This is a genomic window from Pseudomonas sp. TMW22091 (assembly GCF_022496705.1).
Classification (GTDB): Bacteria; Pseudomonadota; Gammaproteobacteria; order Pseudomonadales; family Pseudomonadaceae; genus Aquipseudomonas; species Aquipseudomonas saxonica.
This window is the reverse complement of record NZ_SCFI01000002.1, coordinates 106,593-119,130: the sequence shown is the minus strand read 5'-3', so window position 1 is coordinate 119,130 and position 12,538 is coordinate 106,593. Positions and strand designations below refer to the sequence as shown.

The window sequence follows — 12,538 nt, the reverse complement described above, 5'->3', positions numbered from 1 at the left end:
CCGAGAGAGACGTTATTATGTTACCTGTTTAAACCACTCTGAGTGATCATCGTGCCCCGTCTTTTTGCGATATTTATTGCTTTGTCCGCCAGTTTACTGGTGGTTAGCCCGGCTCAGGCCCAGGTGACCGTGCTCACCAGCATCAAGCCTTTGCAGCTGATAGCCGCAGCAGTACAAGAGGGTGTGGGTCAGCCAGAAGTGCTGCTGCCGCCTAATGCGTCGCCGCATAACTACGCGCTGCGTCCATCCGACGTACGGCGCGTGCAAGATGCCGACTTGCTCTACTGGATCGGCCCGGACATGGAAGGATTCCTGCCGCGCGTTATCAAAACGCGTACAAAACCCTCGGTCTCCGTGCAAACCCTGCCAGAGCTCAAGCTTCGTCACTTTGCCGAAGATAGCCATTCGCACGCAGAAGATGCAGCCGAACATGACCACGATCATCGTCCGGGCACTCTGGATGCGCACTTGTGGTTGGCACCCGACAATGCCCGTGTGATCGCAGCAAAGATGGCTGCCGATCTGAGCCAGCAAGACCCGGCCAACGCCGCCAAATACCAAAGCAATCTGAAGGCTTTCAATCAGCGCCTGGATGCTCTGGATGCGCGCCTCAGAACCCGTTTGGCCGGGATTGCCGGCAAACCGTTCTTTGTCTTCCATGAGGGCTACGACTACTTCGAAAGCGCCTACGGCCTTCAACATGCAGGCACGTTTAGCGTGGCGTCAGAAGTACAGCCGGGGGCCCAGCACGTAGCGGCCATGCGTAAGCGATTGCAAGAAGCGGGCAAGACCTGCGTGTTCAGTGACCCGCCATTGCGCCCGCGTCTGGCTGAAACCCTGACCGCCGGCCTGCCGGTGAAGTTGGCGGAGCTTGATGCATTGGGGGGCTACACCGAGGCCACCGCACAAGGTTACGAACACTTGCTGGAAAAACTGGGCAACGACTTGGCGGGCTGCCTGGAAAGCTTGTAATACCCCGTAGCCGCTTCCATACGGACAGCAAAGGTCCTGCAGCCCTTATCGCAGCCTGCGGCAGCGGCTACACCGCCTGGGTTTACAGCGCAAACGGCAGTTGAATCTTGACTGCCTGATGCGCCGCCAAACGTGTTTCAAACTCTCGCGGATCATGTATCAGCACATCCTGACCGGCAAACGTATGCGCGGCGATCAGGCGTGACAGCCAGAAGCGAACGCAGGCCACGCGCAGCATTGTTGGCCACAGTTCGGCTTCACTGGCGGTGAACGGACGCAGCGCTGCATAAGCGCCCAGCAGGGCGCGGGCTCGCGGCGCATCGATCTGGCCGTGTTCATCGGCGCACCAGTCATTCAGCGCAATCGCGACGTCGTACAGCATCGGCCCGGAACAGGCGTTGTAAAAGTCGATCAGGCCGGTGAGATGCGTCCCTTCGAACATCGCATTATCGCGAAACAGGTCGCCGTGCAGGTTGGCTCGGGGCAGGGCCATGATCTGTGCTTGGCGAGCGGTAATTTCGTCCAGCGCCTTTTGCAGCAGCTCAGCGGCCGCAGGCTCCAGATCGGCTTTGAGCGCCGGGCCTTCGGCCAGCATCCAGTCCAGTCCTCGATCCGTTTTGCGCTCCAGCACATTGTCACGCGTAGCCAGATGCAAATGCCCCAGCAGCTCGCCCACCTGTGCGCAATGCTGCGCATTGGCGTCGCGAATGTGCTTGCCCGCCAGGCGCGGCTGCAGCAATGCCGGTTTGCCTTTGAGTTCGCGCAAAGCCTGACCGTCCACGGTGCGCAACGCGAAAGGTACTGGCAGGTCAGCGTCATGCAGCACGTCCAGCAGCTCAATAAAGAACGGCATCTCTTTGACTGGCCCGCGCTCAACCAGTGTCAGAACATACTCACCCTGCTCAAGGCTGATGAAATAGTTGGTGTTTTCGCTACCCGCGGCAATCCCCTGAAAATCGAGCAGGCGGCCGAGATTGTAAGGCGCAAGGAAGGTTTCCAACTCAGGACGAGTCAGTGGCGTGAATACAGACATGATTTAGATTGCCAGTACGGGCGCCGCGTTAAGGCGGCGCCAATTAAAGTTAAGACGCTACTTCCATTCGAAGATTTTCCACGAAGGAATCAGCATATCCGGCTGGTCGGAACGGATGAAATTGGCATCAGTACCATCAGCACGCACTAAAAAGTACGGCGGCGCTCCTTTTGGGGTGACCTTGATGGCATATAGGAAACCGTTTTGACGGTATTCCTGAATGGTTTTATCGCCTTCCGTGCGAATCGTGACTTCTGGATCATCGGCTGCAAAGGTTAACAGCGGAGTGAGTGCAAACAAACCGGTCAGCATCAGTCGATTAAGTGTACGCATGATAACCTTGTCCCTTTGTCGTCATTGGTCCGGACATTCTAGCGCCGGACTCGCCGAAAAGGTTGATCCTGCTCATGAGCCAAGCACCCCTCGTCCTGGTGGACGGTTCTTCATATCTCTACCGCGCTTTCCACGCGCTGCCGCCGCTGACTACCTCCAAGGGTATGCCGACGGGTGCCGTGAAGGGCGTGTTGAACATGCTCAAAAGCCTGCGCAAACAGTACCCGGACAGCCCGTTCGCCGTGGTTTTCGATGCCAAGGGCGGGACATTTCGTGATGACATGTACGCCGAATATAAAGCCAATCGCCCAAGCATGCCTGATGACATGCGGGTTCAGATCGAGCCTTTGCACGCCAGCGTGATCGCGCTGGGCTTCCCGTTGTTGTGCGTTGAAGGCGTTGAGGCTGATGACGTCATCGGCACACTCGCCCGCAGCAGCGCTGCCGCAGACCGCCCGGTAGTGATCTCGACCGGCGACAAGGACATGGCGCAACTGGTCGATGGCCACATCACGCTGGTCAACACCATGACCGGCAGCACGATGGACGTTGAAGGCGTCAAAGAGAAATTTGGCGTCTCACCTGAGCAAATCATCGATTACCTCGCCTTGATGGGCGACTCGTCGGATAACATTCCGGGCGTCCCGGGCATTGGCCCAAAGACCGCGTCTGGCTTGCTGGTGGGCGTCGGTGGTGGCCTGGTGGACCTGTACGAAAAACTCGATATCGTGCCGACCTTGCCAATCCGCGGCGCTAAAAACCTGCCAGCCAAACTCGAAGAGCACCGCGAAATGGCCTTTCTGTCGTATCAACTGGCGACGATCAAAATTGATGTGCCACTGGATATCGGCCTGGAAGACTTGCACCTCAAAGAGCCCGACTGCGAAAAACTGATCGAGTTGTACACCGAGCTGGAATTCAAAAGCTGGATTGCTGAAGTCGAGCGTGAGGCCAAGCGTGCCGGTCAGGTGATCGTTCAAGAAGCGCCTGCGGCCCCGACTGAGGCGCAAACCCAGTACGAAACCATCCTTGATCAAGCGCGCTTTGAGGTCTGGCTCAAGAAGCTCAGTGACGCCACGCTGATTGCTTTCGATACCGAAACGACCGGACTGGATGCCCAGCAAGCGCAATTGGTCGGCTTGTCTTTTGCCGTGAAGCCGGGTGAAGCGGCCTATATTCCGTTGACCCACTCTTATATGGGTGTGCCGGAACAACTCGACCGCGACACCGTGCTGCGCGCACTCAAACCGATCCTGGAAGATCCGCGCAAAGCCAAGGTCGGTCAGCACGCCAAGTTCGACATTAATATTCTGGCCAACTGCGCCATTGGCGGTGATCAGGCATGCGGCATTATGGTGCAGGGCGTTGCCTACGACACCATGCTCGAATCCTACGTGCTCGACTCGACAGCCACGCGACACGACATGGACAGCCTGGCGCTCAAATACCTGGGCCATGGCACCACCAGCTTTCAGGACATTGCCGGCAAAGGTGCCAAGCAGCTGACCTTTGACCAGATTTCACTGGAGCAGGCAGGCCCGTACGCGGCTGAAGATGCTGATGTCACCCTGCGTCTGCACCACGTATTGCATGAAAAGCTGACCGCAATTCCAAGCCTGAACACTGTTCTGACCGAAATCGAGATGCCGCTGGTGCCCGTGCTGGCGCGTATCGAGCGTCAGGGAGCGCTGGTGGATGCCAACCTGCTGGGCATTCAGAGCGTTGAACTGGGCGATAAGATGGTCGCTCTGGAACGTGAGGCTTTTGCCATTGCCGGCGAAGAATTCAACCTCAGCTCACCCAAGCAATTGGGTGTGATCCTGTACGAGAAGTTGGGGCTGCCAATCCTCAGCAAGACCGCCAAGGGTCAACCGTCTACCGCTGAAGCGGTGCTGGCTGAACTGGCCGAGCAAGACTACCCGCTGCCCAAGGTGCTGATGCAGTACCGCTCTATGAGCAAGCTGAAAAGCACTTACACCGACCGATTGCCAGAGCAGATTAATCCGCGCACAGGCCGGATTCACACGTCTTACCATCAGGCCGTCACAGCGACCGGTCGCTTGTCCTCCAGCGATCCAAACTTGCAGAACATTCCGATTCGTACGGCGGAAGGACGCCGGATTCGCCAGGCGTTCATAGCCCCTAAAGGCTACAAATTGCTGGCGGCGGACTACTCGCAAATCGAACTGCGGATTATGGCGCATTTAGCCAAGGATGCCGGCTTACTGAACGCCTTCCGTAATAACCTGGACGTGCACAGTGCGACGGCCGCTGAGGTTTTTGGTGTTGAACTCAGTGATGTCACCACTGATCAGCGCCGCAGCGCCAAGGCCATTAACTTTGGCTTGATCTATGGCATGAGCGCGTTTGGCCTGGCCAAGCAGATTGGCGTCGACCGTAAACAGTCACAAGCCTATATCGACCGTTATTTCGCTCGGTATCCGGGTGTACTGGACTACATGGAGCGCACGCGCACCCAAGCCGCCGAGCAGGGTTATGTCGAGACTATCTTTGGCCGCCGCTTATACCTGCCAGAGATCAACGCAAAAAACCCGGCGCTGCGCAAAGGTGCGGAACGTACCGCAATCAACGCTCCGATGCAGGGCACTGCGGCCGACATCATCAAGAAAGCCATGGTGTCTGTGGATAACTGGCTGACGGCCTCGGGCATTGATGCCCGCGTTATCTTGCAAGTACACGATGAATTGGTACTGGAAGTGCGTGAAGACTTGGTCGACCAAGTACGCGAAGAAGTACGTAGCCACATGAGCAAAGCGGCGACACTGGATGTACCGCTGGTGGTTGAAGTGGGCGTGGGCAACAACTGGGATGAGGCGCACTAAGCCGAATTCGTTTTTGCGCGAGCCTTGTTGACACTCTGTTGCCGCTCAATCGGCAGCAGAGTATCAACCCACTATTCTTTTGGCTTTTTGAACACGTAAAAAAGATTCGGCTCACTCACTACATAAACCGTTCCTTCTTCGTCCATCGCAACGCCCTCAGCCTGGGGCACTGATTTCTCCAGGCCATGCCTGCCTTTTTTAAGCGACAGCGTGCTGACTGGTCGCCCGTCCAGATTTAGCTCCAGTAACAGCTTGGACTCATCTGATAACGCCAATAAATGCCCACTGCGCTCATCGAACTGCAGACTCGACAAGTCCCGCACAAACAATCGTGCATCTCGTCGTGGATTGCTCACCACATGGGTCGCATAAGGCTGTTGGGGGTTGTCATGAGGGAAGCCCCGCACTTCGTATATCAGCATCGGGTCGCGTTCTTTGGCCACGAATAAACGCTTGCCCGCCGAGTCATATGCCAACCCTTCAAACCCTTTATTGCCAGAGGGGTTAATCCCCAACGTCAATTGTTCGGCTTGGGCCGCATCAAGGGTGTGGGTGTTGTCGTCAATGGTCACTTTGATTAGCCGCTGTTGACGCTCGTCGGTAATGACATAGGTGTTGGAACCAATGAACTCCACAGCCTCAGCATCACCAAAACCGACCAATCCGATACGGCGTAACACCCGACCATCAAGGGACAGCTCCACCAGTTCACTTTTCTGGTTGGTGACGGTAAATAGGCTTTTTCGCAGCGGGTCATAAGTCAAAGCGGACACATCGTCCTCAAGGCCATCAATTTTCTTGCCTTGTATGACGGCACGGTAGTCACCCAAATTGATCGCCGAAGCATCTGTGGACTGCCACAGCAGGCTGATTTGAAACCACGTACGTTCGAATAGACGAAAATGTTGCGCGACGAAGCCGGCAACCAACATGGCCACCAGCATGAGACAAAGAACCAGAGGACGTGGACGGCGCATGGGGGTCGAACTCTTAAATCAGATCAGAGGCGATAAATATCACGATAGCCTGAATTCAACCTTAAACCTTCAAAGCCAACCTGTAACACCAACTACTTGGCCTTCTTTTCGAAGCGATAAAACAGATTGGGCTCGCTCACCATATACAAGGTGCCATGCTCATCAATCGCCACGCCTTCAGCGCGGGGGATAGTGTCTTTCAAACCATTGAAACCGCGCAGCAACGTCATGAAACTCACCTGCTCGCCCAGCTCATCAAGCTCCAGCAACATATGAGAGTCGGCCGACAGCACCAGCATGTGGCCGGTTCGCGGGTCAACGCTCAACGCTGAAAGATTGCGCAGGTCCAGTTCATCGCTGGGTACTTTCTGCTTTTCTCCGGTAAGTACCTGGCTGCCATTGCTTTTCCAGACAAACAATTGCGGCGGTCGCTCTTCACCGAGGACTAACTGCTGGCGTCGCGGATCCCAGGCAACGGCCTCAAAGGCTTTGTTCTGGTTTTTCGAAGGGCCTAAATCGTACTTGGGGAAATCATCAATATTCAACGCCGTGGTGTTCGCATCGACCTTAACGATGCTCAGCATGTGCTCACGCTCATCGACAATGGCCAGCAGACCGTTTTCCATGACCGTTAAACCTTCAGGGTTACTCCAACCCACCAAAGGCATTTTACGGAGCACCTCACCGTCTAGGGTCAACTCCACCAGAAACGGGTTTTTACCCATGACTGAAAACAGGGTTTTAGTCAGCGGGTTATATGCCAGATCAGACGCCTCGTCTTTTTCCATGCCCGGCAACGGTTTGGCATCAATCACCGCGACATAGTCAGGCAACCACACGCTTTCATTTTGCTCTGAAGTGCTTTCAAAGCGCTCAAGTACCCACAACGCTCCACGGTCATCCCAATGCATGAAGAACGCTACCCCGTAGAGCAGTGCACCCAACAAAAAAAGCCAGTGATACCAACGCAGGCTAGAGCGCATGGATCGGCGCACGGGAGGGGTTTGCTGTGGGTTTGCGGCCATTTGAATGATCATCCGGAAAATGAGACAACTACTGAGTACTCATAGCGGGCAGCGCTGCTCGCGTACGTATTATGCCGATCAAAATGTGAAATAAATCGTAAAAGCTCAATGCCCAAAGCCGGAGCGGCTTTTGAGGGCGATCTAAAGCAACACAGGCAAAACGCATCGACTGCTCAGTTTAAGGCCGCACTGTACTTCTATCAGTTACAGATTTTGCATCTAGATATATATCGTTTATTTATTTACGTTTTCTCCACACCAAAAACCAAAAGCACTAAGCCAGTAGGAATCGTCTGAATCAAACGACGACATTTATATTCATTCCTTCCCGGCTTGACACTCATGCAAAGAGCCTCTTATCTAATAAGCACAACTGGCCAAACTGTATCAAGAACATTTAATCAGCACTTAATAGCTGCTCGCCCGGCACAAGATCTAAATGATCGCACCGGGCGACACTCACCTTCTTCACACCTTGTGAACCCTGTACAGGCGTGGCCCGTTACCCATCAGCACGACAGGAACTCAAAACAATGCCCTTCACGTCCCATGCCAATAAATTAGCCGCACCGACTCTTTCCACTCCTGGAAAAAACACTATTTGTGCCCGCGCAGCAGAACAATTATTTATTCACATAACACCGTATATAAATATGGAGGAAGGGGATTTAATCGAACTCTTCTGGGACGGTTGTTATGTAACCTCGCAACAAATTTCCAAGAGTGATATAGGTCAGCCTCTGGCTCTTAGAGTGCCCGAAAGTTTCATTCAAAACGGTACAGCGCGTCTTTATTATCGCGTCATGCATATAGGCAGTAGCCCGGCTTTATCTGCTCAACTTAAAGTGCTGATTAAGCTCGATTGCCCCGGCGGGCATGCCATCGGCGAAGAAAATCAGGGGTTGGCGCCTTTGATGATCCCGGAACCCATTCAGCGCTATGGGGTAAATCCCAGCCAGATGAAGCGCGGGGTACCCGTTAGCATTGAACCCTACCGCAACATGGCCGTTGACGATGAAATCACCTTGCTATGGGGTGATGTGCGCATGGACCTGCCCAAACTACGCAAGGCCGATGTTGACCAGCCCATCAGCGTATTCGTGCCGCCGAATATCATTCAAGAGGCCGGGGAAGACCCAAAACTTGAAGTCACCTACTGTGTGATTGACCGCGTGGGCAATAACTCACGCTGGGCCCCCGCACGAACGCTCAAAATCGGTGCCAATAAATACTATGTGAACCCCGCACCGCGCGAAGTCTTGTATGCAGCAGAGCCGCGACCTAATTGGCGTAGTTAAGCCCATAACTATTCATCTATGCATATTCCTAAAAGTTAGTTCTTTTAATTTTTATAATCACTTAGGGTATATACACCGGGCCACCGGACTCTCTTGCTTTGTATCCGCGCCGCGAAAGCGGCGCTCCAGTAAACGTGAGGTAGGTATGGCCCGTAAAACAATCACCCTTGTGCATAACGCCAGGGCATTGAGTGCAGCCAAGGAGCGGTACTAATGTCCAACTTGGCCGATGCACATCTGCAAAGCGACCTGGATGTCGCACCCTTGTTGCTCGAAGCGCATCACCTGCGCACAGACAACGATGCCCTTCAAGCGGCTCATGAACTGGCAAGCGCCGCACGTGAGCAAGCAGGCAAGCGGGATCAGCAGCGAAAGCTACCGTGGTCTCTGATCGAACAATTCACCCGCAGCGGCCTGGGCAGTATTTCCATTCCCCGCGAATTTGGCGGACTACAGGTTTCGTTCGTCACCTTGGCCGAAGTGTTTGCCATCATCTCGGCAGCCGACCCGGCGCTGGGGCAAATTCCTCAAAATCAGGTGGGTATTCTCAATCTGATTGCCAGCACCGCCACCCAAACGCAAAAAGAACAGCTTTTCAGCCACGTTCTCAAAGGTTGGCGAATTGCCAATGCTGGACCGGAGCGGGGCAGCAAAAATACCCTCGATTTAAAAGCACGCATCACCGCCGACGGCGAGGATTTCGTGATCAATGGCCAGAAGTTTTACTCCACGGGTTCGCTGTTCGCTCACTGGATTGCCGTCAAGGCACTCAATGACGACGGCAAGCAAGTGATGGCCTTCGTCCGTCGTGGCACACCGGGCCTGCGCGTGGTGGATGACTGGTCCGGTTTTGGCCAGCGCACCACCGCCAGCGGCACCGTGCTGCTGAACAACGTACGGGTCGATGCTGAGCTGATCATTGATAACTGGCGCCTGAACGAAACCCCAAATATTCAAGGGGCCGTCTCGCAATTGGTTCAGGCAGCCATAGACCTTGGCATCGCTCGTGGCGCCATCGACGACACGTTGAGCTTTGTGCGCGAGCGATCCCGCCCCTGGATTGACGCCAATGTCGAACGCAACAGCGATGACCCTTATGTCATTGCCGACATCGGCAGGTTGAAGATTGAGCTGCATGCCGCCCAAGCGCTGCTGCACAAAGCGGGGCGCGTGCTCGATCAGGTCAGTGCTGCCCCGATTGATGCGCAGGCCGCCGCTCGCGCCTCGATTGCCGTCGCCGAAGCCAAAGTGCTGAGCACCGAATTGTCCCTGCTGGCCAGTGAAAAGCTTTTCGAACTGTCCGGAAGCCGCGCCAGCCTTGCCGAATTCAATCTGGACCGGCACTGGCGTAACGCTCGGGTTCACACCCTCCACGATCCGGTGCGCTGGAAGTATCACGCCATCGGCGCCTATCGCCTCAACGGTACGTTGCCTGCCCGGCATTCCTGGATCTGACCTCGGAGTCCATCCTCATGACACTGATATCCAAACAGGTTCCGGTCATCCGTAGCGATGCCGAGGCCCTGAATGTCGCCCGTGAGCTAGCGGCCTATTTCAAACGCGAAAGCGTTGTTCGTGATCGCGAGAGGCGCTTGCCCCATGACGAGCTCGAACTGTTTTCCCACACAGGCCTGTGGGGCATTACGGTGCCCAAGGCCTACGGCGGCGCTGGCGTCTCCAATGTCACGCTGGCGCAGATCGTGGCGCTGATCGCCGCCGCTGATGCCTCTTTGGGGCAAATCCCGCAAAACCATTTTTATGCACTCGAAGTTCTTCGGGTCAACGGCTCTGAAACGCAAAAAAGCCGGCTTTACGCTGAGGTATTGGCTGGCCAACGCTTCGGCAATGCTCTGGCTGAGTTGGGGACTAAAACTGCACACGAGCGCACCACTCATCTGGTGGCCGCTGAAACCGGTTACCGCATCAATGGACGAAAGTTTTACGCCACCGGGGCGCTCTATGCGCACCGCATCCCGACCTCGGTCGTGGATGACCAAGGCGTGCACCTGTTGGCCTTTGTCAGGCGCGACAACGAAGGGCTAAACGTCATCGACGACTGGAGCGGGTTTGGTCAACGCACCACTGGCAGCGGATCGGTGGTGTTCGACAATGTGTTTGTAGCTCGCGAAGACGTGATCCCTTTTCAGAGTGCTTTCGAACGTCCGACGCCCGTCGGCCCGTTAGCCCAGATTCTGCATGCGGCCATCGATACCGGTATTGCTCGCGCGGCCTTTGAAGATTCACTGCATTTTGTCCGCACTAAAACCCGGCCATGGATCGACGCCACCACCGACATCGCCAGCGAAGACCCCTTGACCCTCAAAAGTTTCGGCCACTTGAGCGTGCGTCTACATGCCGCCGAAGCGCTGCTGGAGCGTGCAGGCGAATACCTCGACACGGCGCAGGCCAACCCCACCGCCAAGACCGTCGCCGAAGCGTCCATCGCCGTCGCTGAAGTGCGTGCTCTGAGCACTGAAATATCTCTGGCCGCCGGTAGCACGCTATTTGAACTGGCCGGTAGCCAGGCGACGCTCGCCGAACACGGCCTGGATCGTCACTGGCGAAACGCCCGTGTGCACACTCTGCATGATCCTGTGCGCTGGAAGTATCACGCCGTGGGCAATTACTACCTCAATGGCGAAAATCCACCGTTGCGGGGGACGATCTGATGAGCAAAAAGAAAATCTTGATCAACGCCTTCAACATGAACTGCATTGGTCATATCAACCACGGCATGTGGACTCACCCACAAGACACGTCCACGCAGTTCAACACGCTGGAGTACTGGACAGAGCTGGCGCAGCTCCTGGAGCGCGGACTATTTGACGGACTTTTTATTGCCGACATCGTGGGCGTGTATGACGTTTATCAACAATCGGTTGATGTTCCGCTCAAAGAGTCCATTCAGTTACCGGTCAACGATCCGCTGTTGCTGGTTTCAGCCATGGCTGCCGTCACCAAAAACCTCGGCTTTGGCCTGACCGCTAACTTGACCTACGAACCTCCCTATTTATTCGCACGCCGCATGTCGACCCTTGACCACCTAAGCCGGGGCCGGGTGGGCTGGAACATTGTTACCGGCTATCTGGACAGCGCCGCCAAGGCCATGGGCCTGACGGAGCAAGTCGAACACGACAGGCGCTACGACCAGGCAGATGAATACCTCGAGGTGCTCTACAAACTGTGGGAAGGAAGCTGGGAAAACGACGCGGTGCTGAATGATCCGGTACAACGCATCTACGCCCAACCCGACAAAGTGCACAAGGTCAAACACGCGGGTGAGTTCTATCAGGTCGAGGGTTATCACTTGTGCGAGCCATCACCTCAACGCACACCCGTGTTGTTTCAAGCAGGCAGCTCAGAACGCGGCCTGACGTTTGCCGGACGCCATGCAGAATGTGTGTTTATCAGCGGTCAAACTAAAGCGGCGACCAAAACTCAGGTCGATAACGTACGCGCCAGCGCTGTCGCGGCGGGCCGTAATCCTGATGACATCAAACTGTTTATGGGCCTTAACGTCATCGTTGCCCCCACCGAAGCAGAAGCCCTGGCCAAGCGCGATGAATACCTGGGTTACGCCAGCGCCGAAGCCGGTGTGGCGCATTTTTCCAGCTCCACCGGCATCGACTTTGCCGACTATGAGCTGGATGAGCCGATCCAGTACGTGAAGAACAACGCCATTCAATCGGCGACCAAAATGTTGCAAAACAACGACTGGACGCGCCGCAAGCTGTTGGAGCAACACGCGCTCGGCGGGCGTTACATGACCCTGGTGGGTTCACCGGAGCAGGTCGCTGACGAACTGGAATCGTGGATTTCGGAAACCGGCCTCGATGGCTTCAATTTGACCCGCATCGTCACGCCACAAAGTTACATCGACTTTATCGACCTGGTGGTGCCTGAGTTACAACGCCGGGGATCCTACAAAACGGCGTACGACACCGGCAGCCTGCGGCAAAAGCTGTTTGTAGAGGGCGACGCACACTTGCCCCAGCGGCATACCGGCGCCGCATTCAGACACCACGCGTAACCCGTTTTAGCACTGACTGGAAACCAA

Annotated in this window: 10 protein-coding genes; 6 read left to right on the top strand and 4 right to left on the bottom strand. The window is 55.5% G+C overall.

Features of this window, described 5'->3' with window-relative positions:
- Window positions 1–51 precede the first annotated feature (51 nt).
- Window positions 52–972, top strand: coding sequence for a zinc ABC transporter substrate-binding protein ZnuA (znuA, locus tag EQV93_RS04230; RefSeq protein ID WP_146385713.1), 921 nt, complete (start codon window positions 52–54; stop codon window positions 970–972).
- Between the two features lie 82 nt (window positions 973–1,054).
- Here znuA and EQV93_RS04225 read toward each other — a convergent pair whose 3' ends face one another.
- On the bottom strand, window positions 1,055–2,005 hold the full coding sequence (locus EQV93_RS04225) for a homoserine kinase (RefSeq protein WP_122783480.1): 951 nt from the start codon (window positions 2,003–2,005) through the stop codon (window positions 1,055–1,057).
- A gap of 57 nt (window positions 2,006–2,062) precedes the next feature.
- On the bottom strand, window positions 2,063–2,338 hold the full coding sequence (locus EQV93_RS04220; RefSeq protein WP_240890922.1) for a DUF2782 domain-containing protein: 276 nt from the start codon (window positions 2,336–2,338) through the stop codon (window positions 2,063–2,065).
- Window positions 2,339–2,412: 74 nt separating this feature from the next.
- On the opposite strand from EQV93_RS04220, the gene polA reads away from it, so the two are divergent.
- Window positions 2,413–5,181: a DNA polymerase I gene (polA, locus tag EQV93_RS04215; RefSeq protein WP_240890921.1), complete on the top strand. Its 2,769-nt coding sequence runs from the start codon at window positions 2,413–2,415 to the stop codon at window positions 5,179–5,181.
- A 71-nt stretch (window positions 5,182–5,252) separates the two neighbouring features.
- On the opposite strand, the gene EQV93_RS04210 is transcribed toward polA, so the two are convergent.
- Both EQV93_RS04210 and EQV93_RS04205 read right to left on the bottom strand, forming a co-directional pair.
- Window positions 5,253–6,158, bottom strand: coding sequence for an SdiA-regulated domain-containing protein (locus EQV93_RS04210; protein ID WP_240890920.1), 906 nt, complete (start codon window positions 6,156–6,158; stop codon window positions 5,253–5,255).
- A 92-nt stretch (window positions 6,159–6,250) separates the two neighbouring features.
- Complete coding sequence (locus EQV93_RS04205) at window positions 6,251–7,183, bottom strand: SdiA-regulated domain-containing protein (protein ID WP_122783575.1); 933 nt, start codon at window positions 7,181–7,183, stop codon at window positions 6,251–6,253.
- A gap of 533 nt (window positions 7,184–7,716) precedes the next feature.
- Between EQV93_RS04205 and EQV93_RS04200 the strand changes: the two genes are divergently transcribed.
- The 4 genes from EQV93_RS04200 (at window position 7,717) to EQV93_RS04185 (ending at window position 12,511) form a co-directional block, all read left to right on the top strand.
- On the top strand, window positions 7,717–8,481 hold the full coding sequence (locus tag EQV93_RS04200; protein WP_146425134.1) for a hypothetical protein: 765 nt from the start codon (window positions 7,717–7,719) through the stop codon (window positions 8,479–8,481).
- A gap of 213 nt (window positions 8,482–8,694) precedes the next feature.
- Window positions 8,695–9,936, top strand: a complete 1,242-nt coding sequence (locus EQV93_RS04195) for an SfnB family sulfur acquisition oxidoreductase (RefSeq protein WP_146425136.1) — start codon at window positions 8,695–8,697, stop codon at window positions 9,934–9,936.
- A gap of 17 nt (window positions 9,937–9,953) precedes the next feature.
- Window positions 9,954–11,150, top strand: a complete 1,197-nt coding sequence (locus EQV93_RS04190) for an SfnB family sulfur acquisition oxidoreductase (protein WP_240890919.1) — start codon at window positions 9,954–9,956, stop codon at window positions 11,148–11,150.
- Window positions 11,150–12,511, top strand: a complete 1,362-nt coding sequence (locus EQV93_RS04185; RefSeq protein WP_122783487.1) for an LLM class flavin-dependent oxidoreductase — start codon at window positions 11,150–11,152, stop codon at window positions 12,509–12,511. Before EQV93_RS04190 ends, EQV93_RS04185 begins: the two co-directional genes overlap by 1 nt.
- Window positions 12,512–12,538: the final 27 nt, after the last annotated feature.